This window comes from Sulfitobacter albidus (genome assembly GCF_018200035.1).
GTDB lineage: Bacteria > Pseudomonadota > Alphaproteobacteria > Rhodobacterales > Rhodobacteraceae > Sulfitobacter > Sulfitobacter albidus.
In genome coordinates this window covers 1,213,539-1,237,898 of sequence record NZ_CP073581.1, presented here as the reverse complement: position 1 = coordinate 1,237,898, position 24,360 = coordinate 1,213,539, and the positions used below count along the sequence as shown (strand labels likewise).

The 24,360-nt window shown below is 63.2% G+C and carries 21 protein-coding genes and 1 pseudogene; 12 read left to right on the top strand and 10 right to left on the bottom strand.

Annotation, left to right across the window (positions count from 1 at the left end):
- Positions 1 to 50: 50 nt before the first annotated feature.
- From KDD17_RS05845 to KDD17_RS05830, 4 genes are all read left to right on the top strand, one after another.
- A complete protein-coding gene (locus KDD17_RS05845) occupies positions 51 to 470 on the top strand; it encodes a DUF2852 domain-containing protein (RefSeq protein ID WP_212705705.1) in 420 nt (139 codons plus the stop codon).
- Positions 471 to 544: 74 nt separating this feature from the next.
- Complete coding sequence (locus KDD17_RS05840) at positions 545 to 970, top strand: RDD family protein (protein WP_212705704.1); 426 nt, start codon at positions 545 to 547, stop codon at positions 968 to 970.
- A 73-nt stretch (positions 971 to 1,043) separates the two neighbouring features.
- Positions 1,044 to 1,856, top strand: a complete 813-nt coding sequence (locus tag KDD17_RS05835) for an arginyltransferase (RefSeq protein WP_212705703.1) — start codon at positions 1,044 to 1,046, stop codon at positions 1,854 to 1,856.
- Between the two features lie 125 nt (positions 1,857 to 1,981).
- On the top strand, positions 1,982 to 4,771 hold the full coding sequence (locus KDD17_RS05830) for a bifunctional aconitate hydratase 2/2-methylisocitrate dehydratase (protein ID WP_212705702.1): 2,790 nt from the start codon (positions 1,982 to 1,984) through the stop codon (positions 4,769 to 4,771).
- Positions 4,772 to 4,964: 193 nt separating this feature from the next.
- Here KDD17_RS05830 and KDD17_RS05825 read toward each other — a convergent pair whose 3' ends face one another.
- From KDD17_RS05825 to KDD17_RS05810, 4 genes and pseudogenes are all read right to left on the bottom strand, one after another.
- Positions 4,965 to 5,582 (bottom strand): hypothetical protein, encoded by a 618-nt coding sequence (locus KDD17_RS05825; RefSeq protein WP_212705701.1) that lies wholly within the window; start codon positions 5,580 to 5,582, stop codon positions 4,965 to 4,967.
- 168 nt (positions 5,583 to 5,750) lie between these two features.
- Positions 5,751 to 8,103 (bottom strand): annotated as a pseudogene (locus KDD17_RS05820) (TRAP transporter large permease).
- A complete protein-coding gene (locus KDD17_RS05815) occupies positions 8,103 to 9,071 on the bottom strand; it encodes a TRAP transporter small permease subunit (protein WP_212705700.1) in 969 nt (322 codons plus the stop codon). The pseudogene KDD17_RS05820 and the gene KDD17_RS05815 overlap by 1 nt, the downstream one beginning before the upstream one ends.
- A 114-nt stretch (positions 9,072 to 9,185) precedes the next feature.
- A complete protein-coding gene (locus KDD17_RS05810) occupies positions 9,186 to 10,274 on the bottom strand; it encodes a TRAP transporter substrate-binding protein (RefSeq protein ID WP_212705699.1) in 1,089 nt (362 codons plus the stop codon).
- A gap of 272 nt (positions 10,275 to 10,546) precedes the next feature.
- On the opposite strand from KDD17_RS05810, the gene KDD17_RS05805 reads away from it, so the two are divergent.
- Together KDD17_RS05805 and KDD17_RS05800 are read left to right on the top strand one after the other, a co-directional pair.
- Positions 10,547 to 11,953, top strand: coding sequence for a cache domain-containing protein (locus KDD17_RS05805; protein ID WP_212705698.1), 1,407 nt, complete (start codon positions 10,547 to 10,549; stop codon positions 11,951 to 11,953).
- Positions 11,950 to 12,594, top strand: a complete 645-nt coding sequence (locus tag KDD17_RS05800) for a response regulator transcription factor (RefSeq protein WP_212705697.1) — start codon at positions 11,950 to 11,952, stop codon at positions 12,592 to 12,594. Before KDD17_RS05805 ends, KDD17_RS05800 begins: the two co-directional genes overlap by 4 nt.
- A 50-nt stretch (positions 12,595 to 12,644) precedes the next feature.
- Here the strand turns inward: KDD17_RS05800 and KDD17_RS05795 are convergent, their stop codons facing one another.
- Positions 12,645 to 12,926 (bottom strand): hypothetical protein, encoded by a 282-nt coding sequence (locus KDD17_RS05795; RefSeq protein ID WP_212705696.1) that lies wholly within the window; start codon positions 12,924 to 12,926, stop codon positions 12,645 to 12,647.
- A 441-nt stretch (positions 12,927 to 13,367) separates the two neighbouring features.
- Between KDD17_RS05795 and KDD17_RS05790 the strand changes: the two genes are divergently transcribed.
- The 3 genes from KDD17_RS05790 (at position 13,368) to ilvN (ending at position 16,039) form a co-directional block, all read left to right on the top strand.
- Positions 13,368 to 15,119: an acetolactate synthase 3 large subunit gene (locus tag KDD17_RS05790; protein WP_212705695.1), complete on the top strand. Its 1,752-nt coding sequence runs from the start codon at positions 13,368 to 13,370 to the stop codon at positions 15,117 to 15,119.
- A gap of 69 nt (positions 15,120 to 15,188) precedes the next feature.
- Complete coding sequence (locus KDD17_RS05785; protein ID WP_212705694.1) at positions 15,189 to 15,479, top strand: hypothetical protein; 291 nt, start codon at positions 15,189 to 15,191, stop codon at positions 15,477 to 15,479.
- Positions 15,479 to 16,039, top strand: coding sequence for an acetolactate synthase small subunit (gene ilvN, locus KDD17_RS05780; protein ID WP_212705693.1), 561 nt, complete (start codon positions 15,479 to 15,481; stop codon positions 16,037 to 16,039). Before KDD17_RS05785 ends, ilvN begins: the two co-directional genes overlap by 1 nt.
- Before the next feature lie 40 nt (positions 16,040 to 16,079).
- Here the strand turns inward: ilvN and KDD17_RS05775 are convergent, their stop codons facing one another.
- Positions 16,080 to 16,532, bottom strand: coding sequence for a hypothetical protein (locus KDD17_RS05775; RefSeq protein ID WP_212705692.1), 453 nt, complete (start codon positions 16,530 to 16,532; stop codon positions 16,080 to 16,082).
- 233 nt (positions 16,533 to 16,765) lie between these two features.
- Between KDD17_RS05775 and KDD17_RS05770 the strand changes: the two genes are divergently transcribed.
- The 3 genes from KDD17_RS05770 to KDD17_RS05760 all read left to right on the top strand — a co-directional run bounded on the left by KDD17_RS05770 (position 16,766) and on the right by KDD17_RS05760 (position 19,000).
- The gene (locus KDD17_RS05770; RefSeq protein WP_254796900.1) at positions 16,766 to 17,563 is read left to right on the top strand and encodes a helix-turn-helix domain-containing protein; all 798 of its coding nucleotides are present in this window, start codon (positions 16,766 to 16,768) and stop codon (positions 17,561 to 17,563) included.
- A gap of 100 nt (positions 17,564 to 17,663) precedes the next feature.
- On the top strand, positions 17,664 to 18,794 hold the full coding sequence (locus KDD17_RS05765; protein ID WP_212705691.1) for an aromatic ring-hydroxylating oxygenase subunit alpha: 1,131 nt from the start codon (positions 17,664 to 17,666) through the stop codon (positions 18,792 to 18,794).
- Complete coding sequence (locus KDD17_RS05760) at positions 18,791 to 19,000, top strand: hypothetical protein (RefSeq protein WP_212705690.1); 210 nt, start codon at positions 18,791 to 18,793, stop codon at positions 18,998 to 19,000. Before KDD17_RS05765 ends, KDD17_RS05760 begins: the two co-directional genes overlap by 4 nt.
- Here the strand turns inward: KDD17_RS05760 and KDD17_RS19210 are convergent.
- The 4 genes from KDD17_RS19210 to KDD17_RS05745 all read right to left on the bottom strand — a co-directional run bounded on the left by KDD17_RS19210 (position 18,997) and on the right by KDD17_RS05745 (position 24,262).
- Entirely contained in the window at positions 18,997 to 19,356 is a 360-nt protein-coding gene (locus KDD17_RS19210) for an amidase family protein (RefSeq protein ID WP_431358143.1), read from the bottom strand. The genes KDD17_RS05760 and KDD17_RS19210 overlap by 4 nt on opposite strands.
- Positions 19,284 to 20,405 (bottom strand): amidase family protein, encoded by a 1,122-nt coding sequence (locus KDD17_RS05755; protein WP_431358142.1) that lies wholly within the window; start codon positions 20,403 to 20,405, stop codon positions 19,284 to 19,286. Before KDD17_RS05755 ends, KDD17_RS19210 begins: the two co-directional genes overlap by 73 nt.
- Before the next feature lie 120 nt (positions 20,406 to 20,525).
- A complete protein-coding gene (gene prfB, locus KDD17_RS05750) occupies positions 20,526 to 21,650 on the bottom strand; it encodes a peptide chain release factor 2 (protein WP_212705689.1) in 1,125 nt (374 codons plus the stop codon).
- 77 nt (positions 21,651 to 21,727) lie between these two features.
- On the bottom strand, positions 21,728 to 24,262 hold the full coding sequence (locus KDD17_RS05745) for a penicillin-binding protein 1A (RefSeq protein ID WP_212705688.1): 2,535 nt from the start codon (positions 24,260 to 24,262) through the stop codon (positions 21,728 to 21,730).
- Positions 24,263 to 24,360: the final 98 nt, after the last annotated feature.

Genomic DNA, 24,360 nt, shown 5'->3' with positions numbered 1-24,360 from the left:
TCGCACCGGACGGACCCCGCATGGTCCGCATGTTCACAAAGGGGACCACAATGGCCACGACCTATGACAGCTACCCAACCACCACCGACACCCGCGGATGGTTTCGCAAATCCGAAGACTGGCTCGACGCGCGCGGCAAGGGCGCGTGGATCGCGGCCATGGTTCTGGGCTTCATCTTCTTCTGGCCCGTGGGCCTCGCCCTTCTTGCCTATATGATCTGGAGCAAACGCATGTTTTCCTCAAAATCCCGCAGCTGCCGCCGCAGCCCCTCGTTTCAAATGAGCCGCAGCACAGGCAATTCGGCCTTTGACGCCTACAAATCCGACACCCTGCGCCGCCTCGAAGAGGAGCAGGAGAATTTCGAAGCCTTCCTCGAGCGTCTGCGCGAGGCCAAGGACAAGTCCGAATTCGACGCCTTCATGGAAGAGCGCGCCAAGCGCAGCACAGAAGACCGCACATCCGAGGCGTAACACCCCTTGCACGATCCGGCGCCCCGCTTACCTGAGCGGGGCGTCCTGCCATTCCCATCAGAGAAGAAACGCCCATGTTGCCCGATCCCGATACCCAGCCGCAGTTCTACGACGGTGTGCCGCTCAAACGCTTTGTCGCGTGGGTCGTCGACGTCGTTCTCGTGGCGCTGCTTGTGGCCGTCGTGGTCCCCTTCACGGCCTTCATCGGGCTTTTCTTTCTGCCGGTGCTCTATGCTGTGCTCAGCTTTGCCTACCGCACGGTGAGCATCGCGCGCGGCTCAGCCACCCTGGGGATGCGGCTGATGTCGATCGAGTTGCGGCGCCACGATGACCGTCCGCTCGATCTGCCGCACGCGTTCTTTCACACGCTGGGCTACGCGCTGTCCTGGGCGATGCCGCTTGTGCAGCTGGCGGCGGTCGTGACGATGCTGGGATCGGAACGGCGCCAAAGCATCACCGACATGGTGCTGGGCACGGTCGCGCTGAACCGGCGCGCCTAGCTGGAATTGGGGGATTGCCCTGCGCGGTTCGGGCGCTATCCTGCACGCTGTCCGCAACCCGAGTTCTCCGTCTATGCGTCATTCGCTCCCCCTCGCCCCGCAGTTCTACGTCACGGCACCTCAGCCGTGCCCGTATCTCGAGGGACGCATGGAGCGTAAGCTGTTCACCGCCCTGCAAGGCGAAGCGGCAGAGCAACTCAACGACAGCCTGTCGGGCCAGGGGTTTCGCCGCAGCCAGAATGTGCTCTACCGCCCGTCTTGCACCGAATGTGCCGCCTGCCTGTCGGCGCGCATTGACGTTTCAAAATTCACCCCCAGCAAAAGCCAGCGGCGCACGATCAAGCGCAACGCAGGGCTGGCGCGGCGCGCGACCTCCCCCTGGGCAACCGAAGAGCAATACGACCTTTTTCGCCGCTACCTCGACAGTCGCCATTCCGACGGCGGCATGGCCGATATGGACGTCTTCGAATTCGCCGCGATGATCGAGGAAACCCCGATCCGCACCCGCGTGATCGAATACCGCGACACCGATACGGATGATCTGATCGGCGTGTGCCTTACGGATGTGCTGGGCGATGGCGTCAGCATGGTCTACAGCTTTTACACCCCCGACCGGCCCAGCGACGGGCTGGGCAATTACATCATTCTCGATCACGTCGAGATCGCCCGCGCGGCGGGCCTGCCCTATGTCTATCTGGGCTATTGGGTGCCCGGCAGCCAAAAGATGGGCTACAAGGCGCGGTTCTCCGGGCTTGAAGTATACGTCGGCGGCGACTGGCAACCGATGCGTGATCCCGATCAGTTTGACGCCGCCTCCCACCCGCTCAGCAACGATCCGATTGCCGAGCAGGTCGCGAATATCTCCCTCCCCGATCTGAGCCGTTAAGCGCGGTTTTTCCACGCGGTCATATGACAATTGCGGTCGCTGTTTTTTCTGTATACATCGGTATACAAATAGCAGCCGCGCTGGGTCAGCCCCCGCCCCGGCCCCGACCCTGCCAAGGAGACCCCATGGGACATTACACCGATTACCTGTCTGAGATTGAGAGCCGCAAGGCACAGGGCCTCAGCCCCAAACCCATCGACGCAGGCCCGCTGACGGCCGAAATCTGCGAGATCATCCGCGATCCCGCCCACGCCGACCGCGCCGATGCGCTGAACTTCTTTATCTACAACACCCTGCCCGGCACGACCGAGGCGGCGGGCGTCAAGGCCGCGTTCCTCAAGGAGATCGCGCTGGGCCAGATCGCCCTTGATGAGATCACCGTCCCCTTCGCGTTCGAGTTGCTGTCGCACATGAAGGGCGGCCCGTCGGTTGAGGTGCTGCTCGATCTCGCCCTGGGCGAGGATGCCGCCATCGCCGCACAGGCCGCCGAGGTGCTGAAAACGCAGTTCTTCCTCTACGATGCCGACACCGACCGGCTGAAGGCAGCACTTGACGCGGGCAACCCGGTTGCGCGCGAGATCCTGCAAAGCTACGCCGAGGCGGAGTTTTTTACCCGCCTGCCGCTGGTCGAGGAAGAGGTCGAGGTCGTCACCTTTGTCGCGGGCGAAGGGGATATCTCCACCGATCTGCTCTCGCCGGGCAATCAGGCGCATTCCCGCTCCGACCGCGAATTGCACGGCAAATGCATGATTTCAGAGGCCGCGCAAAAGCACATCGAAGACCTCAAGCTTCAGCACCCCGGCAAGCGCGTTATGCTGGTGGCCGAAAAGGGCACGATGGGCGTGGGTTCCTCGCGCATGTCGGGCGTCAACAACGTCGCCCTCTGGACCGGCAAACAGGCGAGCCCCTACGTCCCCTTCGTCAACATCGCCCCCGTCGTGGCCGGCACCAACGGCATCTCGCCCATTTTCCTGACCACCGTGGGCGTGACCGGTGGCATCGGGGTCGATCTGAAAAACTGGGTGCGCAAAACCGGCGAGGACGGGAAACCGATCCTCGGCAACGACGGCAATCCCGTGCTTGAACAGCGCTATTCGGTGGAAACCGGCACCGTGCTGCGCATCAACACCAAGGCCAAAAAGCTCTATAGCGAGACGGGCGAAGAGCTGGCCGATCTCTCCGATGCCTTCACCCCGCAAAAGGTCGAATTCATGCGCGCGGGCGGCTCCTATGCCATCGTGTTCGGGAAAAAGCTGCAAACTTTCGCCTGCGAGGCGCTGGGTGTGCCGCTCAAATCCGCCTTCGCCCCCGCGCGTGAGGTCAGCCACGAGGGTCAGGGCCTCACCGCGGTCGAAAAGATCTTTAACGCAAACGCGCGCGGCACCACACCGGGCCGCGTCCTGCACGCAGGTTCCGACGTGCGCGTGGCCGTCAATATCGTGGGCAGCCAGGACACCACCGGCCTGATGACCTCGCAAGAGCTTGAGGCGATGGCCGCCACGGTGCTGTCGCCCACAGTCGACGGCGCGTACCAGTCGGGCTGTCACACCGCCTCGGTCTGGGACCGCAAGGCGCAGGAAAACACGCCGCGCCTGATGGCGTTTATGAACAAATTTGGCCTTGTCACCGCGCGCGATCCCAAAGGCGTCTATCACGCGATGACAGACGTTATCCACAAGGTGCTCAACGACATCACCGTGGACGATTGGGCGATCATCATCGGCGGCGACAGCCACACCCGCATGTCCAAAGGCGTGGCTTTTGGCGCCGACAGCGGCACCGTGGCGCTGGCGCTGGCAACGGGCGAGGCTTCCATGCCGATCCCGCAATCGGTCAAGGTGACGTTCACCGGTGCCATGGCCCCGCATATGGATTTCCGCGACGTGGTGCACGCCACGCAGGCGCAGATGCTGGCGCAGCACGGCGACAACGTGTTCCAGGGCCGCATCATCGAGGTGCATCTGGGCTCGCTTCTGGCCGATCAGGCCTTCACCTTTACCGACTGGACGGCCGAGATGAAGGCAAAGGCCTCGATCTGCATCTCCGAGGATGAGACGCTGATCGAAAGCCTCGAGATCGCCAAATCCCGTATCCGCACCATGATCGACAAGGGGATGGAGATCGACAGCGGCATGCTGCAAAACCTCATCGACATCGCCGACCGCCGCATCGGGGAAATCCGCGCGGGCACCAAACCCGCCCTGCGCCCGGATGAAAACGCCAGATACGCCGCCGAAGTGGTCGTGGATCTGTCGGCCATCGACGAGCCGATGATCGCGGACCCGGACGTGGCCAATGCCGATGTCTCCAAACGCTACACCCACGACACCATCCGCCCGATCTCCTACTACGGGGCGCAGAAAAAGGTCGATCTGGGCTTTGTCGGCTCCTGCATGGTGCACAAGGGCGACGTGAAGATCGTGGCCCAAATGCTGCGCAACCTTGAGGCGGAATACGGCCGCGTCGAATTCAACGCCCCGCTGGTCGTCGCCGCCCCCACCTACAACATCATCGATGAGCTGAAGGCCGAGGGCGATTGGGACGTTCTGCAGAAATACGCAGGGTTCGAATTCGACGACACCGCGCCTAAGCAGACCGCGCGCACCGAGTACGAGAATATCCTCTATCTCGAGCGTCCGGGCTGTAACCTGTGCATGGGCAATCAGGAAAAGGCGGCCAAGGGCGACACGGTGCTGGCCACCTCCACCCGCCTGTTCAAGGGCCGGGTGGTCGAGGATGCGGATGGCAAAACGGGTGAATCCCTGCTGGCCTCCACCCCGGTCGTCGTGCTCTCGGCCATTCTGGGCCGCACGCCGACGCTGGAGGAATACAAGGTCGCCGTCGACGGCATCGACCTCACAAAATTCGCCCCGCCCGTAGCGGCGCCCGCGGGTGCGCGGTCGCTGCATTTCTAGAGGGCGGTCGGGCTCACACAGAAAGGGCGCACCGAGTGGTGCGCCCTTTTGCGTTTTGCTGCATTGTGGCGAAAGGGCGCTTTGAGCCCAACGTGACGAATGCTGCGCTTTGCGCGAATGACCGCTATCGTCCAAACAGACTGGTTCGGATCAGTTCCTGCAGGGCTCTGCTACGTGAGATGTTTGCTTGCAGTTACTGGTTATCTTGCAGTGAATGACCGCTGATCTCGCAGGTTCCTTCATGGCTGTACGCTTTCATTCCACCATGGATAATGTCGTGGCGTGTCATCGCAACGTTTCCATGTGAACGGATCGAGATGATAGTCGGACCGAAAGCTTCAAGCCATCCGCCATAGCGTCCGTTTTTGGTCTTTTCTCCGGTGAACTTAGCCGTTGCGGGAGACATCCAGAAATGGACCATGTGCTGAGAGGTATCGGTAAACCCTTTCATCACACCTAGCCCCTTTGCATTTCCAGATGGCGTAACAGTACGCGCAAGATTTGCATCTCGATTCCACACTATGTGTAGGTCGATTTCGTTATTTTTGGGGAAATACCCCTCTCGTTTCAAGGCAGTCAAACTGCATTGAAAGGTCCAAACTTGGTGGTTGTTGAATGGTTCAGCATTCACATGCGCTGTTCCGGCAACGAATAGCGATACCGCCACAGCCGTTCTTGAGGGAAAATTCATTAGTCCTGCCAATACATTGTTTTGTGCCATTTTGAGTAGCGTAGCGCCAAGATAGGCGCTCAACAAAGCGTATTGGTTGTCTACCTGAAGCAGACATTGGCGCAAATGCAGCGAATTCACGCTTCGTCCGCCAAGCGGACGCCGCTGCACTATCTCTCAACCACAGCCGCACACCACTCCCTCTTTGCCCCCTCACACCGGCTGCATTCCGGCACCCATTCACACCCCCCAAACGAAAACGGCCCCCGGACATCTCCGGGGGCCGCTTGTCTGGTCTGCCCTTCCCAATCAGTTCGGGATCAGATCCGGTACGATGGTCACGATCGACGGGAAGAACCACAGGATCGCGAGCCCCGCCACCTGGATCAGCACGAACGGGACGATGCCTCGGTAGATGTGGCGTGTCGTCACTGACGGCGGCGCCACCCCGCGAAGGTAGAACAGGGCAAAGCCGAAGGGCGGTGTCAGGAATGAGGTCTGAAGGTTGACCGCGATCATGATCGTCACCCATTTGGGATCGAACGAGCCGCCGTAGATCACCGGGCCCACGATCGGCACCACGATGTAGATGATCTCAAGGAAATCGAGCACGAAGCCCAGCACGAAGAGTACCAGCATCACGATCAGGAAGACCGTCATCTCGTTGTCAAAGCTCTTGAGGAACTGCTGGATGTAGTGCTCCCCCCGAAGGAGATCACCACGAGATTGAGCAGCTGCGAGCCGATGAGGATGGTGAACACCATGCTCGTCACCTTCGCCGTCTCGCGCACCACCGGGGTCAGCACGCCGTTGGCGTAGAGAACCCAGCACGAGAACAGCAGACCGAACACCGCGTAGAGATACGCACCGTAGGCGACGAAGAACGCAAACCAGGTCTCGAAACTCACATCATCCGTGTTGATGCGCAGATCGAAATTCACGCCCACGAGGATGCAGATGATGATCGCCAGCGTCGACCAGATGATCACCTTGGGCGAGCGGTCCAGATCGGTGAGCTTGCGGTAGGCGGCGAGCATGATCGCGCCCCCTGCCCCAAGCGCCGCGGCAGGCGTCGGGTTGGTGATCCCGCCAAGGATCGAGCCCAGCACGGCGACGATCAGCACCAGCGGCGGGAAGACCACGCGGATCAGCTCGTTCTTGGCGCAGAGCTTGGTCCCGTAGACGACGCCGTACATGATCGCCACGAAGGGCAGCGCCATCAGCACCACCATCGTGCCCGGCGATGTTGTCGGACTGACAAGCAGAATGTCGACCAGCACGGCCAGCACCACACCGATCCCGCCGATGATCAGCGGCCGCGCGTCCGACGAGGGCGACACCCCGCGACCCGTCGTCAGGATCAGCGACAGCACGATCAGGATAATCGCCACACCGGTCCCGATGGGGGCGGCATTCGCGATCTTGGCTTCCTGTGCGGCGGCGAATTCCTCTTCGTTCAGCGCCTCGGATTGAGCAAGGCCACCGGCGTCGTCGATGGTCTGCTGTTCGGCCACGGCGCGATCCCACGCGTCCTGCCCGTGCAGCTCGATCATCGCCGCCTGACATTCCGCGCCCACATTGGTGCGCAGCGATGCCGCCTCCCCGATGTCGGAGAAGCTTGAGATCCGCGTGTCCTGGCTGCCGACAACACCGAGGTTGCCCAGCAGGATCGTGCCCACGATGATCGCCAGCGGCACGCCCGCGAACCATGTGAAGGCCTCGTTGCGGGTGATCGGCTCGGCGTTGGTTGATCCCATGGGCACCGCGGGCGCCTTGTCGGGGTTCAATAGCGCGTAGCCAAAGGCATACAGCGCGTAGAGCAGCGCCAGCATGATCCCCGGCAACAACGCCGCCTGGAACAGCGTGCCAACCGACACGACCGCAGGCTCGCCCAGATAGGTCAGCGCATCGGTACAGCCGGCAGCCGTCGCGCGCGCTTCCTGTGCGGCAGAGTACAGATCCCCCGCCAGCGTGCCCAGCAGAACGATCACGATGGACGGCGGGATGATCTGCCCCAGCGTGCCCGACGCCGCGATGACCCCGGTCGCAATCTCGGGCGAGTAGTTGTTGCGCAGCATCGTCGGCAGCGCCAGCAGACCCATGGTCACCACGGTCGCGCCCACAATCCCGGTCGAGGCGGCAAGGAACGCGCCCACAACCACGATGGACACGGCCAGACCGCCCGGCAGCGGGCCAAAGACGCGCGCCATGGTGGTCAGCAGATCGTTCGCGATTTTCGAGCGCTCCAGCGTGATGCCCATCAGAACGAACATCAGAACGGCCAGCAGCGTCTCGATGGACTGGCCCGCCAGCACCCGCTCGTTCATGCGGTTGACGATGAACGACACGTTGCGGTCCAGTGCCACTTCCCAGCCTGCGGGGAACACCGGCTCCGCGATGCGTGGCAGATCGGGGTATCGGAACAGCGATACCGCGTCCTCCTTGACGCCCGAATTGATCAGCGCGCGGTAGGCATCCGACGAGGTGTCAATCGCCTGGTGGATCAGCAACCCCGCGCTGTCCATCGCGGCGATGATCCCAAAGGAAATGATGCCCGCCCCGCCAATGGCAAAGGCCACCGGAAAGCCCGACAGGATCCCCCGAACAGGCAGATAAAGACGATGATCAGGCCGACTTCGACCCCGTCCAACCCGAAAAACATCAGTGCGTCCCCTCATAGGCTTCTTCACCGTCGCCCAGCGTATCGCGGTCGAGGTATTTGTTTTCACTTTCTTCGCCTTCGCGCAGCTCGCACCACGAGCGGTAGAAGACGGCAATCGCCTGCAACAGCACCATCACGCAGAACAGACACAACAGGATCTTGAACAGGAAATATCCGTTGAAGCCGTTGGGGCTGAACCCGATGGTCTCCACGTTCCATTTCAGCAGCCGCGCCTTGCGCAAGAGCAGCTCCAACCGGTCAGAGGCCGACGGGTTGGGCGTGACCAGATGGCGCCACAGGAAATACCAGCCGTACATCCACGTCACCACCGCAAAGGGGATCATGAAGAACAGCGCGCCGAACATGTCGATGATCTTTTTCGTGCGGAATTTCGCGCCCGCGTAAAACAGATCGACCCGCACATGCCCGCCCTGCACAAAGGTATAGGCCACGCACATACAGACGACCAACGCGTTGAAAAGCTTCAGCTCTTCGGCAAACCACGAAATGTCGAACTGTAGCGGGATACCAAACCCGATGGAGATGTCGGGCCGGGTAAACACGCGCTGCATGAACACGATAATGATCTGCTGCACCACCATGATCAGACCTGCCCAGGCAAACAGCCGCCCGGTGGCGTTGGCAAAGCCTTCCAGCCCGCGCACGCAGGCCCACATCACCTGCCGCTTCCAGATCCCCACGATTGTCAGGATCACCAGCATGTTGAAGATCACAAAGAACAGCTCGACCGAGCCGCCGTAGTAGATGAAGCGCATGAGCGAGGTGCCCTCGCTCCAATTCAGCCACAGGCCCGGCTGCAGGATCGCCGCGAAGAAGTTGTAGAACCCTTCGAGGATGTTGCCGAGCACGAACTGGATCAGCCCGCTGTCCTGGAATTTGTCGAGGCAGCTGATGTCTACACCCTCAGCTGCGCGGAAAAATCCCCCACACACGATATCGTCGGCCATATGTCCCCCTCCCCGGTCGGTGCCGCCACTTTTTCCCGTGGCCGATCACACGTTCTGTCTGACAGGCATCAGGGGCCGCAGGAAATCCCGCGGCCCCCGACGTAATCTACAGGCTTAGCCCGCGTTGCGCACGCGCTCACGCTGCTCGACGTAGAAGGCGTCGGATTTCGACAGCCATTCCGCCGAGGCGGTCAGCGACGCTTCAAAGCTTTCGCGTGTACGCGCGAACAGCTCGTCGCCCATGTTCTCGTCCATGACTTCGGACGAGGCCGCGCCGAACGCATCCCAGACGTCGTCGGAGAACTGCATGGTTTTCACACCCTGCTGCTGCAGACGCGCCAGCGCAGCGCCGTTGCCGGCCAGTGTCTCGGACAGCTGGTAGTGCGTGGTCGCCATTGTCGCGTATTCGATGATTTTCTGATGCGCGGGCGCCAGATCGTTGAACACGTCGAGGTTGACGGCAGCCGACAGACCCGAGCCTGGCTCGTGGAAACCGGCAGTGTAGTAGACTTTCGCGACTTCCTGGAAGCCCGCGCGCTCGTCCGCCATGGGGCCAACCCACTCCAGACCGTCCAGCGCGCCCGAGGACAGCGCCTGATAAAGCTCGCCGCCGGGGATGTTCTGAACCGAAGCGCCCAGCTTGCCCAGCACCTTGCCGCCCAGACCGGGCATGCGGAATTTCAGACCGTTGAAGTCTGCCGCGGAGCCGATTTCGTTGCGGAACCAGCCACCGGACTGCGAACCGGAGTTACCCGCCTGGAACGACTTGAGGTTAAAGATCTCGCCCAGCTCGTTGTGCAGGTCGTGACCGCCACCGTGGTAGTACCAGTTGGTCAGCTCCTGGGCTGTACCGCCGAAAGGCACGGCTGTGTAGTAGGCATAGGCAGGGTGCTGGCCGATGAAGTAGTAATCGGCAGAGTGATACATGTCGGCCTGACCGGAGGAGACGGCGTCGAAGACTTCGAACGCGCCGACCAGCTCACCGGGGGCTTTCTTGTCGATGGTCAGATTGCCGTCGGACATCTCGTTGACCATGTTGTTGAGGTAGGTTGCCGCGTCATCGAGAACGGCGAAACCGCGCGGCCACGACGTGACCATTGTCAGGCTGCGCTTGCCTTGGGCATACGCAGGTGCGGCGAGCGTGCTGGCCGCGGCGGCCGTGCCGCCCATTGCAGATGTCTTCAGAAAAGAACGACGATCCATTGGTGATATCCTCCCGGGATTTTTTCATAGAGGCCGCACGCGATTCTTCGCGCACGACGGTGAAGTGACGCCACGGTACGGATCTGCGCGGGATTTGAAATACCCACTACTGCGCAGTGACCGCTAACGGTCGGAGATTGGGGAAAAAATTTAACCTTTTCTGCACGCGCACAATCGCCCAATGAGTGTATCGCCGCGCGCCGATCAACCCAGACCGTGCCAAATGACGGAACGCGTTGATTTCAGCGCGCAACGCGCTAATGCTGCACGCCATGCGTCCGCGTCTGTCCTTCTCCTACGCCCAGAAACTCACCCTGCTGGCGTCTGTGCCACTCATCGTGGCGGTGGCGGCAATTGCCGTACTGGTGGCCGCGCAATCGCGCGCGCTGGCGGAGCGTGAGATCAACGCGCTCGAGGCGCAGCTGATCGAGGCCAAGAAGGCCGAGCTGCGCAACTATGTCACCCAGGCGCGCAACGGGTTCTACTTCATCTACGGCTCGGCCGCCCCCGACGACCAGGAGGCAAAGGATCGCGTGGCGCAGATCCTCTCGGCGATGATCTACGGCGAGGAAGGGCAGTTCTTTGTCTACGATTACAACGGCACCGCCATCGTCTCCCCGCGCGAGACCGACCGCATCGGGCGCAATTTCCGTGGCGAGACAGATCTGGGCGGCACCCCCGTCGTCGACCGCCTGATCGAGATCGCGCGTGACGGGGCGGGCTATCACACCCATCAATGGCCCAAACCCTCCACCGGCGAGATGGCGCAAAAGATCACCTTTGTGACGTCGTTCCCGTCGTGGGGCTGGGCCGTGGGCACCAGCGTGTTCATCGATGACGTGCTGGCCACCGTGGCCACCGCCCGCGCGGATGTCGAGGCCCGTGTGCAGCGCACGTTCCTCTACATCGGGGCGATCACGCTGGTGGCGCTGCTGGTGGTGTTCGCCACCGGCATGGGCATCAACCTGCGCGAACGCCGCCTCGCGGACGCCAAGCTCAAGAAACTCACCCAGCGCGTGTTCGACGCGCAGGAAGAAGAGCGCGGCCGCGTCGCACGCGAGCTGCATGACGGCATCAGCCAGATGCTCGTCGGGGTGCGCTACGCGCTCGACAACGCGCGGCGCAGGCTGGAGCGCGGCGACGACAGCGCAGCAGAGCCGCTGGGCAAGGGCATCACCTCGCTTGCGCAGGCGATTTCCGAAGTCCGCCGGATCAGCCGCGATCTGCGGCCCGGCGTGCTGGACGATCTGGGGCTGGGCCCCGCGCTCAAAACCCTGATCGAGGAGTTCGAGACCCGCACCGGCATCGACGTCACCTATTCCACCGTGGTGTTCCGCAACCGGCTGGATAACGACGCCAAGATCGCGCTCTACCGCATCGCGCAGGAAGCGCTGACCAATATCGAGCGTCACGCCGCCGCCACCGCCGTCACGGTCGACCTGCGCGGCCACCGGGGCGGCGCCACCCTGCGGATCAGCGACAACGGGCGCGGGTTCGAGAAACGCGCGAGCGGTCCGGGCCTTGGCCTGCGCAACATGCAGGAACGTATGGACCAGATCGGCGGCATCCTGCGCCTGCGCGCCACCCCCGGCGCCGGACTGGTGATCGAGGCGACCGCACCGCTGACCCACATGCTGCCGCCAGACCCCACCACTGCCCCACAGAAAGTGACCACATGACCGACCAGTTGCGCATCGCCATCGTCGACGATCACCCCATGGTCGCCGAAGGCATCCAGAGCATCCTGGAAAGCTATGACGACGTGAATGTCGTCGGCACCCTCACCACGGGCCGCGCCATCATCGACGCGCTCGATACGCTTCAGCCCGACGTGATCCTGATGGATCTCAACATGCCCGATATCGGCGGTCTGTCCGCCACCGAAATCGTGCTGGAGCGTCGCCCCGGCACCCGCGTGGTGATCCTGTCGATGCATGACAGCCCCGAATACATCTCCTCCGCCCTCAGCCACGGCGCCATGGGCTATATCCTCAAGGACGTGCCAACGGATGAGATCAAGCTGGCGATCGATACTGTGATGGGCGGAAAACGCTATCTGTGCACCGGTGCGCAAGGCTCGCTTACCCCCAAGGATGGCGGCGCGCGCGAGGCGCTTACGGGGCGGGAGCAGACGATCCTGTTGCAACTGGCGCAGGGCAGCTCGAACAAGGAGGTGGCGCTGACCCTCGACATCTCCGTGCGCACGGTCGAGACGCACCGCAAGAACATCAAACGCAAGCTGGGCATCTCAAGCACCGCAGGGCTCACCCGCTACGCGCTGGAGCACGGGGTGTTGCAGGGCACGGGCGTGGACCTCTAGACACAAAAAGGCCCGGACGCTGCCGGGCCTTTCTACTTAAATGGCGGAAGTTAGCTGTCGTCGCTGGGCGGTGTCACGTCGATGCCGGGCACGGTCACGGTGGATTCCTCCATGGTGACGTCCACATCCGGTGTCTCGACGGTTACTTCCTCGCTGGTGAGGTCCACGTCGCCGACTTCGGCGTCATACTCGGGAAGGTTGCCCCCTTCGGCGCTAATGTTCACGTCGGGCAATGCGCCCTCTTCGGTCTGCTCAAATTCGACCATGTAGAACCCTGCGGCAGCGATAAGGGCGACGGCGGCGATGCCTGCGATGGTTGCTGAGGTTTTCATTGTGTCTCTCCATTGTATTCTGGCGATGCGGTGCACCGCTTTTTTCATCCCCAAAACGACTGCCGCGGCGATCCGGTTCCCGGCACAATTCAGGATCCAGCCCGACAGCGGCCCGCGGAACCCTCCGAAATTTCCGAGAAATGTCGCCCAAAGCCAGCTCAACGCAATAAAATTACAAATTTTTTCGCTCTACAGACATATTTTCCGCCCGTTTGCCGGTTGACGCCCCTGCCCCCCGGTCATAATGTCCCGCCACCACACGCAGGAGAACGGTTCATGTCGGACCTAGTCGTCATTGTAGGAAACACGCGCATGGGCCGGTAACGGTTGACCATATCAAGACCCATGCGCCCCCGAACATCCTCGGGGGTTTTTTTATGCCCGACGCGGCCGCACGACATTCGACACGAACCCCGAGTTTGACAGGAAGGACGCAAGACAATGACACGCCAGATGACCGGAGCCAAAATGGTCGTTCAGGCCCTGATCGATCAGGGCGTCGATACCGTATTCGGGTATCCCGGCGGCGCTGTCCTGCCGATCTACGACGAGATCTTTCAGCAAAACCACATCAAGCACGTGCTAGTGCGCCATGAACAGGGCGCTGTGCACGCCGCCGAAGGATACGCCCGCGCGACCGGGAAACCCGGCGTGGTGCTGGTGACCTCCGGTCCGGGCGCCACGAACGCGGTGACCGGCCTTACGGACGCGTTGATGGACAGCATCCCGATCGTGGTGCTGACGGGTCAGGTGCCCACTTTCATGATCGGGTCGGACGCCTTTCAGGAAGCCGATACCGTCGGCATCACCCGCCCCTGCACCAAGCATAACTGGCTGGTCAAGGAAACGGACCGTTTGTCCGGCGTCATCCACGAGGCATTCCATATCGCCACCAACGGTCGCCCCGGCCCGGTGCTGGTGGACATCCCCAAGGACGTGCAGTTCGCCACCGGCACCTACACGCCCAAGAAACCGCAGGCCTCCCACTACCAGCCCCAGCTCAAGGGCGACATGGAGGCGATCACCGAATTGGTCGAGGCGATGGAGAAAGCCAAGCGCCCGGTGTTCTACACCGGCGGCGGCGTGATCAACTCGGGCCCCGGCGCCAGCCAGCTGTTGCGCGAACTGGTGGAGGCCACGGGCTTTCCCATCACCTCCACCCTGATGGGCCTTGGCTGCTATCCGGCGTCGGGCGACAAATGGCTCGGCATGCTGGGGATGCACGGCACGTATGAGGCCAACATGTCGATGCACGGCTGCGATCTGATGATCAACATCGGCGCGCGGTTCGACGACCGCATCACCGGCGTGGTCGACAAATTCTCGCCCCACTCGACCAAGGCGCATATCGACATTGATCCCTCAAGCATCAACAAGGTCATCCGCGTCGACATCCCGATCATGGGCGATGTGGGCCACGTGCTCGAAGATCTGCTGAAGGTCTGGAAATCGCGCGGTCGCAAGACCAACTCCGAAGCGGTGGCTAAGTGGTGGAAGCGCATCGAGGAATGGCGCGCGGTGGACTGCCTGAAGTTCACCCAGAAGGGCCCGACCATCAAACCCCAGCACGCGCTCGCCCGGCTCGAGGCGCTGACCAAGGAGCACGACCGCTATATCTGCACCGAGGTGGGCCAACACCAGATGTGGGCCGCGCAATATCTGGGCTTCGAGGATCCCAACCGCTGGATGACCTCCGGCGGGCTGGGGACCATGGGCTACGGCTTTCCCGCGTCCATCGGCGTGCAGATGGCACACCGCGACGCGCTGGTGATCAACGTGGCGGGTGAGGCGTCATGGCTGATGAACATGCAGGAAATGGGCACCGCGGTGCAGTACAACCTGCCGGTCAAACAGTTCATCCTCAACAACGAACGCCTTGGTATGGTGCGCCAGTGGCAGGAGCTGCTGCACGGTGAGCGCTACAGTCAGTCGTGGTCCGAAGCCCTGCCCGATTTCGTGAAACTCGCCGAAGCCTTCGGCGCGAAGGGCATCCTGTGCTCGGACCCCGCCGATCTGGACGAGGCGATCATGGAGATGATCAATCACGACGGGCCGGTGATCTTTGACTGCCTTGTGGAGAAACACGAAAACTGCTTCCCGATGATCCCGTCTGGCAAGGCCCATAACGAGATGATCATGGGCGACGTGGACACGCAAACCGCCATCGACGCAGAGGGCAAGGTGCTGGTTTAAGATCGTTTTCTTTGAAAGAAAACGGTCGGAATTTTTCAAAAATTCCGATCCCTGCCTAAAAGAGGTGCCATGACCGACACGCTGCCCACCCCCGCCGAACTGATGCCCCGCTGGTGGCAGATCGGCGCGCAGACGCTGCTCTATGCGGCGTATCTGCTGTGGCTGATCCCGCTCGTGCAATATTTTGCGAACGGCGCCAGCCTTGGCACAGCGCTGGCGTGGCTGGCGGGCGTGATCGTCGTGCAATTCATCCTCGCCAAACTCGTTTCGCTCGCTGAAACCCTCGCGACCGCGCGCGCCCTCGAAAATCTGCGCGCCGCGCGTGACGGCGACGCCCCCAATTTCGGAGAAATAGACTGATGTCAGCCCTGAAAATCAAGAAAGGCGCGAACAGCCATTCCGCCTACAACCTACGCCCCGATTTCTCGGACGTGGAGGAACGCCACACCCTCGCCGTACTGGTCGAGAATGAGCCGGGCGTGCTGGCCCGCGTCATCGGCCTCTTCTCGGGGCGCGGCTACAACATCGACAGCCTCACCGTGGCCGAGGTCGATCACACCGGCCATCTGAGCCGCATCACCATCGTCACCCGCGGCACGCCCCAGATCATCGAACAGATCAAGGCGCAGCTGGGCCGCATCATCTCGGTGCGCGATGTGCATGACCTCACCGTCGAGGGCGCGAGCGTGGAGCGCGAATTGGCCATGCTCAAGGTCACCGGCACCGGCGACAAGCGGGTCGAGGCGCTGCGCCTTGCGGATATCTTCCGCGCCAATGTGGTCGACAGCACGCTGGAAAGCTTTGTGTTCGAGATTACCGGCGCGCCGGAAAAGATCGACGCCTTTGCCGATCTGATGCGCCCACTGGGCCTGTCCGAAATCGCGCGCACCGGCGTCGCCGCACTTTCGCGCGGGGAGTAAGCGCCGGGGGCATTATTGCTCCCAGTCCGCGCCGTGTGCCCTACCCGCGCTTGCGCGGCAGACCGGTCGGGCGGAACGGCACCACGTTGGAGGCGCAGGGCTGATCCGGCTCGGATTGCTCTGCCGCGTCCTCCTCCGCATCGCTCAGCGCCTCCCAGGCGGCCTCATCGTCGAGATCCTCGGGACCGGTCGCCGCCGCATCCGCCATCACCAGCGAAAGCTGCACCGCCCGGGGCGATACCGCCACGCCCGCTGATCCGCGCGACAGCAGGCTTTCGGGCAGGTGGTGAAAATAATCCTGCGACACCAGCCGCGCATTATACGCACAGCGCATGGGCCGCGCGGCCCGCACATCGAATTCCACCAGATCGCCCGCGTGCAGCCCGTCCGCGCGGGACGGGCCCGGCAGATAGATCGCCAGATCGCCGTGATCCTCGCACCAGAAAACCGCGCGCTGATCGGCGGTATCACTCCAAAGCACGACACCGTACATAGGGCTCTCCTCGCTGATGATTTCAATGATGCTGATAGCTTTAGTATAACATCGGCCATTCCCGGCCTAAACCATTGATCGTCCCGTAAATCATTGCTTTTTGTGTCAAAATCCGACACACATGATGCACAACAGCGTCAAAATCCGTCACGAGTAGCCGCTTTTCTTTCCCTTCTATTGTCAATAATGGCACATCTCATTCGCGCGGGGGTTGAACGCCCCCGAGGAGCCCCATGCACAAGAGCCACAACACGCCCGAAGACCTGCGCGACATGTTCGGCGCCAATCTGCGCAGCCTGTCCGCGCCCTTCGGCTCAGTCTCCAAACTCTCGCGCGAGCTGGGGATCAACCGCACCCAACTCAACCGCTACCTGTCCGGCGAAAGCTTTCCCCGGCCCGATGTGCTGGCCCGGATCTGCAGCTTTTTCGACGTGGATGCCCGCGTGCTGCTTGAACCCATCGACAGCCTGCCGCGCACGAAAGACGCGGGCGAGGATCCTTTTGTCGCGGATTTCCTCGGCGCGGGTGAGCGTCATATACCGCAGGCGCATCTGCCCGACGGGTTCTACCGCGTGCTGCGCCGCAGCTTTTCGCGCGAGGATCGCTTTCATTCGGTGCTGGTGCGGATCTGCCGGGTGGGCGCGCGCACCTACCTGCGCGGGTTCGCGCCGATCAGCGCGCTGCCCCGCGATGCCATGGTCCGCTCAACCTCCGCGCGTGAATTCCGGGGCCGCGTGATGTCGCAGGGCGATGGTCTGTCGATCATGATGACGGGCCAGAACGGGACCGACGCGGTCTTCAACTATCTGCGCAAAATGCCCTCGCACCGGAACAACCTTTGGTTGGGCTACGCCGTGCGCTCGGTGCCCGAACACGCCGCCGGAGAGCGGGTGACGCGCACCCTCTACGAATATCTGGGAAACCGAATCAGTGACGGGCTGACCGCCGGACGCCGCGCGGGGCCGCTGGGTATCGACGATCTGTTGCCGACACAGCTGCGCCTGCTGCGCCCCGACACCGCCTTTCACTAGGCGCCCCCCGTGTCGCTGGCGGGCAAGTGAAGTCGCTTGCCGCCCGCAGCGCCTGCCCCCGCTCTGATACCGCTGATGAGACCCAGCAGGAGCGCGCGCCATGCCCAATGACCTCACCGCCGTCCGCCAGCCCATCGCCCGCGCCCACGGGCTGCCCAACGCGCATTATACCGATCCCGCCACCTTCGCCGCCGAGGCGCGCGCGACGCTGCACGCGGGCTGGGCCGGACTGTGTGTCGGCGCCGATGTGCCAGAAGTGGGCGATGCGGTCCCGCTCACGTTCCTCGATGTGCCGCTGCTGGTGGTGCGCGACCGCGCGGGCACGGTGCGCGTGTTCCAGAACATCTGCCGCCACCGCGGCATGATCCTCGTCGATGCGCCGCGCAAGATCGAGGGCGCGATCCGCTGTCCCTATCATTCGTGGTGCTACAGCACCGACGGCCGGCTCGTCAGCACGCCCCACGTCGGCGGGCCGGGCCAGAACACCCACGAAGGGATCGACCGCGCGCTCCTGGGCCTGATCGAGGTGCGCAGCCACATCTGGATGGATGTCGTCTGGATCAATCTCACCGGCGATGCGGCCCCCTTTGCGCAGGCCAACGCCGATCTGCTCGCCCGCTGGGCGGAATTCGACAAACCGCTCTACCACGGCGGCGCCGACAGCCGGTTCACGCTGACCCTTGATGCCAACTGGAAGCTTGCCGTCGAGAACTACTGCGAAAGCTATCACCTGCCGTGGGTGCACCCCGGCCTCAACAGCTATTCGCGGCTTGAGGATCACTACCACATCGAGCAGCCCGGCGCGTTCTCGGGTCAAGGCACGTGGGTCTACCGCCAGCTGACCGGCGAAGACGGTGCCACCTTCCCCGATTTCGAGGGGCTGAGCGCGCATTGGGATCGCGGGGCCGAATATGTCTCGTGTTTTCCCAACGTGCTGCTGGGCGTGCACCGCGATCATACCTTTGCGATCATCCTCACCCCCGACGGCCCCGCCCGCACGGTCGAGACGATCCACCTCTACTACGCCGCCCCGCAGACCAATCCGGCCTTGCGCGCGCGCAACACCGCGCAATGGCAAGAGGTGTTCAAGGAGGACGTGTTTGTGGTCGAGGGCATGCAGCGCGGCCGCCACGCCACCGGGTTCGACGGCGGGCGGTTCTCCCCCGCGATGGACGGGCCGACGCATCTGTTCCACGATTGGGTGGCAGGGCGGATGCAGGCGACGCAGTGACCCTTGACGCGGCGCTTCTGGCCGCCCATGCGGCGGGCGACCGTGCGGCGCTGATCGCGCTCTATACGCAGGCCGCCGATGCCGCCTCCGGCGACGCGGCGGCGTTCTACCTCACCCACGCGATGGTTTTTGCGCTTGAGGCCGGCGATCCGCGCGCCGACACCCTGCGCGCCCGCCTCCTGGCCGAGGGGCGCGAAGAGGCCTAGGCCATCGCAGGCCGCTTTTGCGGCCACCCGGTTGCGCCATGCCATTGCTGGGCCAGCTGCAACAGCTTCCCGTCACTGCCGCGCGGCCCGATCAGCTGGATGCCCGCCGGCAGGCCGTTTTCGCCAAATCCCACGGGGATATTGACCACCGGCAGACCGATCAGCCCGGCGGGGACCACCACCTGCATCCAGCGGTGATAGGTGTCCACCGCCACGCCCGCGATCTCTTCGGGGAAGATCCAGTTCACGTCGAAGGGCCACATCTGCGCGGAGGGCAGCGCGATCACGTCATAGGTCTCGAACAGGCGCGTGGCGCGGCGAAACCAGTCCGACCGGATTTCGCTGGCGCGCTGCACCGTCTGCGCCTGCATCGCCAATCCGCGCTCGATCTCCCAGACGGCGGCGGGTTTGAGATAGCCCGCCAGCTCAGGATCGCGGTAAAGGTCGCCCAGCCCCCCGCCACCGCGAAGGAGCGCAGATCGGTCCAGGAATGCCACATCGCGTCCGCGTCAAAGGGCGCGGCAAGCGGCTCCACCCGGTGCCCCAGATCCGCCAGCGTGTTCATCGCCTGCGCACTGATCTCGGCAATGCCCGCCTCCAGCGGCAGCGCGCCGTCCCAGTCGCCCAGCCAGCCGATGCGCTTGCGCTTTGGCGCACGCGCCAGGCCGCCTGCGGTGGCGCGCGGGCTGGTGGTGAGCGGTTGGCGCGGGTCCGCGCCCGTCATCGTATCCAGCAGTGCGGCCAGATCGGCGGGGCTGCGCGCCATCGGGCCGTTGGTGCTGAGCTGGTGCAGATACATGTCGCCCTCGGGCTCTGACGGAACCGTGCCCCATGTGGGCCGCATGCCGTAGACATTGTTCCAGCCCGCCGGATTGCGCAGGCTGCCCATCATGTCCGAGCCGTCCGCCACGCACAGCATCCCCGTCGCCAGCGCCACCGCTGCCCCACCGGAGGAACCGCCGCAGGAGCGTGTCGTGTCATAGGGGTTCAGCGTCGCACCATGCACGGGATTGAACGTGTGGCTGCCCAGACCGAATTCGGGCGTGTTGGTCTTGCCGATCACGATTGCCCCGGCGGCGCGCAACCGCGCTACCATCACATCATCCGTGCCCGCAGGCAGCCGCGCAAACAACGGCGATCCGCGCGAGGTCGGCAAACCTTCGGCATTGGCGAGATCCTTGATCGCGATGGGAATGCCGTGCAGCCAGCCCGCGCGCGGCCCACGATCCGCCTCTGCCGCCTCTGCCAGCAACCGCTCGGGATCGCGCAGCGAGACGATGGCGTTGACGGTGCCATTGACGGCGGCGATCCGGTCGAGCGTTGCCTGCATCAGCTCGACACAGGAAAGCTCCCCGGCATCCAACCGGGCAGAAATTTCCGTGGCATCAGCGGTCTTCAGATCCATCTCATCTCTTCCCTTATCAACGGTCGTGCCGAGCAGCCAACGTCGCTCCACACGCCGATTTTTTCGAAAAAATCGGACCGGAATTTTCGAAAATTCCGGCGCGCACCGCGACCGCTGCGCTCAGTCCCCCTGCGCTTCCGCCCGGCTTTTGCCAGAAACCGCCAGCGCCAGCGTGGCGCCCATCAACCCATCGAGATCGCCGTCCAGCACGCCCTTGGTATCCGAGGTCTCGTAATTGGTGCGCAGGTCCTTCACCATCTGATAGGGCTGCAACACATACGACCGGATCTGGTTGCCCCAGCCCGCGTCGCCCGCGCTCTCATGCGCTTCGTTCACCAGCGCAGAGCGTTTATCCAGCTCCATCTGATAAAGCCGCGATTTCAGCGCCTTCATCGCGATGTCCCGGTTCTGGTGTTGCGATTTCTCGGAACTCGTCACCACGATCCCCGTGGGGTGGTGGGTGATGCGCACGGCCGAGTCGGTCGTGTTCACGTGCTGTCCGCCCGCCCCGGAGGAGCGGTAGGTATCGATGCGAATATCCGCCGGGTTCACCTCGATCTCGATGTTGTCGTCCACGACCGGATAGACCTTCACGCTCGTAAACGACGTGTGCCGCTTGGCCGCTGAATCAAAGGGCGAAATCCGCACCAGACGGTGCACGCCGCTCTCGGACTTCAGCCAACCATAGGCGTTGTGCCCCTCGATCTTGTAGGTCGCGGATTTGATCCCCGCTTCTTCCCCGGCACTCTCGGCCTGAAGATCGACTTTGTAGCCTTTCTTCTCGGCCCAGCGGACATACATGCGCGCCAGCATCGACGCCCAGTCACAGCTTTCCGTGCCGCCCGCGCCCGAATTGATCTCAAGGAAGGTATCGTTGCTGTCCGCCTCGCCGTTCAGCAGCGCCTCCAACTCCTTTTGCGCCGCCGTCACCGCCAGCGCCTTGAGCGCGGCCTCAGCCTCCGCCACGACTTCGGCGTCGTCCTCCATCTCGCCCAATTCAATAAGGTCGATGTTGTCTTGCAGGCCGGTCTTGATGCTCTCGTAGGTGTCGATGGCGTCGACCAGCGACTGCCGCTCGCGCATCAGCTTTTGCGCCGCCGCCGGATCGTCCCACAGGCCCGGATCCTCGACACGGGCGTTGAATTCCTCCAGCCGGAACTGCGCCGTCTCCACGTCCAGACGCTGGCCCAGCAGCTCAAGCGATTTGGCGATTTCGTCTGCGGTATTCTGTGCTTCTGCGCGCATGGTCGGCCTCTCATTCGGTTCCCCCCGAATAGACCAGCCGCACGGCACGGGCAAGGCATCCCCTGCCCGCGTAGCGCCTAGTAAAGCCCGCCCGAACTCAGCGTGCCAAAGCCCGCCTTGGGCCCCACGACCGCCTTCTGCCCCGTTGATGTCGTCACCTCGCGCGCGGCACGCCCGCCCAGCTCATCCACAAGCGGCAGATCGGCCCCCATGGCAAAGCCACCGTCAAAGGTGATCCCGAACAGCGGCGTCTCGCCCTCGCGGAAACACTCGGACACGACGTTGTTGCCCGCCGCACCGTTGCCCAACCTCGCGCCCGAGAAGCGGTCAATCTTGATGAACTCGCACGCGCCCGGCGCCTCGAACTTGCCGCCGCCGTATTTCTGCACGGCCTTGGACATGAAGCGCTGGAACACCGGACCACACATGCCCCCGCCCGACGCCCCGCGCCCCAGGGAGCGCGGCTGGTCGTACCCGATATAGCAGCCCGCCACGATGTTCGAGGTAAAGCCGACAAACCACACGTCCTTGGCGTCGTTGGTGGTGCCGGTCTTGCCCGCCGTAGGCACGCCAAGGTTCACGGTCTTGCGCGCCGTGCCCCGTTCGACAACGCCCGTCATCATCGAGGTCAGCTGATAGGCGGTAACGGCATCCATCACCCGCTCGCGGTTGGAGGTCACGCGCGGGGCCGTGCCTGCCGTCAGCGTGGGCAGGTTGCAATCGTTACAGATCCGCTTGTCGTGTTTGTAGACCGTGCGGCCATAGCGGTCCTGCACCCGATCCACCAGCGTCGGCTCCACCCGCTCGCCGCCGTTGGCAAACATCGCGTAGGCGGCAACCATCTGATAAAGCGTCGTTTCCTGCGATCCCAAGGCGTTGGCAAGCACCGGCGAGAGGTTCTCGTAGACGCCGAAGCGCTCTGCGTAGTCGCCAACGACGTTCATGCCGACCTCCTGCGCCAGACGAATGGTCATCAGGTTGCGCGACTGCTCGATGCCTGTGCGCAGCGGCGTGGGGCCGTAGTAGCGGTTGCTCGCGTTCTTGGGCCGCCAGACACCTTGCGGCGTGTTGATCTCGATGGGCGCGTCCACCACGATCGTGGCGGGCGAGTAGCCACTGTCGAGGGCGGCGGCAAAGACAAAGGGTTTAAAGCTTGATCCCGGCTGCCGCTTCGCCTGCGTGGCGCGGTTGAACACGCTCGCCTGATAGCTGAAACCGCCCTGCATCGCGATCACGCGACCGGTGTTGACGTCCATGGCCACAAAACCGCCCTGCACTTCGGGGACCTGCCGCAGCGTCCAGCGGATGAACGAGCCGTCGGCATCCGCCACCATGCGCCGCACGTGCACCACATCCCCGACCGCGACCAGATCGCCCTTGGCGCCCAGCTTGCCGTTCTCCTGACGCTTGCGTGCCCAGGCCATATCCTTGGGGGGCACCCAGTTCTCGCCATCGACGCTCTCGATGCCCAGCCGCGCGCCCTGCCCGCCGACCTCCAGCACTACCGCCGGGAACCATTGTGTCTCAAGCGTGATGTCGCGGGCCACGCGCACATCCGCCAGCGCCGCGCGCCATGCGGCCTCGCTCACCAGCGCCTCGGGCGGCAGCGTCTTGCCGGTGCCGCGCCACACACCCTGCCCGCGGTCGTATTGCTCCAGCTGGCGGCGCAGCGCATCCGCCGCGATGGGCTGCATTTCGTTGTCGATGGTCGCGCGCACAGTCAGACCCCCGCCAAAGAATTCGCCCTCGCCAAAATCCTCCGACAGCTGGCGGCGAATTTCGTCGGTGAAATAGTCGCGCGGCGGCAGCTGGTTCTTGAAGCTTTCGAAATCGCCGTTCTGAACCGAGCGTACCGGCATCTCGACCTCGGTCTGATAGACCGCGTCGGAGATATACCCGTTCTCTTTCATCTCCCGCAGCACGAAATTCCGCCGCGCGCGCAGCCGGTCGATCTGGCGCACGGGGTGGTACTGCGACGGCGCCTTGGGCAAGGATGCCAGAAACGCCGCCTCATGCGGGGCAAGCTGGCTCAGCGTCTTGTTGAAATAGGTCTGGCTGGCGGCGGCGACGCCGTAGGAGTTCTGCCCCAGGAAGATCTCGTTCATGTAAAGCTCGAGGATCTTTTCCTTGTCGAGCGCCTCTTCGACACGGGCGGCAAGGATGATTTCCTTGATCTTGCGCTCGGCGCGCCGGTCGCCCGACAGCAGAAAGTTCTTCATCACCTGCTGCGTGATCGTCGAGGCGCCGCGAATATCCGCCCCGCGCGAGCGGACGGCATCCACCGCCGCCGCCCCGATGCCGCGCAGATCATAGCCGTCGTGCTCGTAGAAATTCTTGTCCTCGGCCGAGATGAACGCGTGCTTGACCAGATCGGGGATCGTGTCGGCGGGCGCGAACAGGCGCCGCTCGGTCGCAAATTCGTCGATCAGCTTGCCCTGACCCGAATAGATCCGGCTGATCGTTGGTGGCGTGTATTGCGCAAGGGATTCGTGGCTGGGCAAATCGCGCCCGTACATCCAGAACACCGCCCCGATGGTCAGCGCAACCATGGCAATAGACATGGTAAGGGTGGTAAAAATACCCCCAAAGAAAGACAGGATAAAACGAAACACCGGCGACAGCTCCTTAAAACGGCTGTGTATTTGCCTCAGCTATACCGCGCCCGTGCGCCGGGGTCAAAACAACCCTTGCGGGGAAAGGCGCGGCTTTT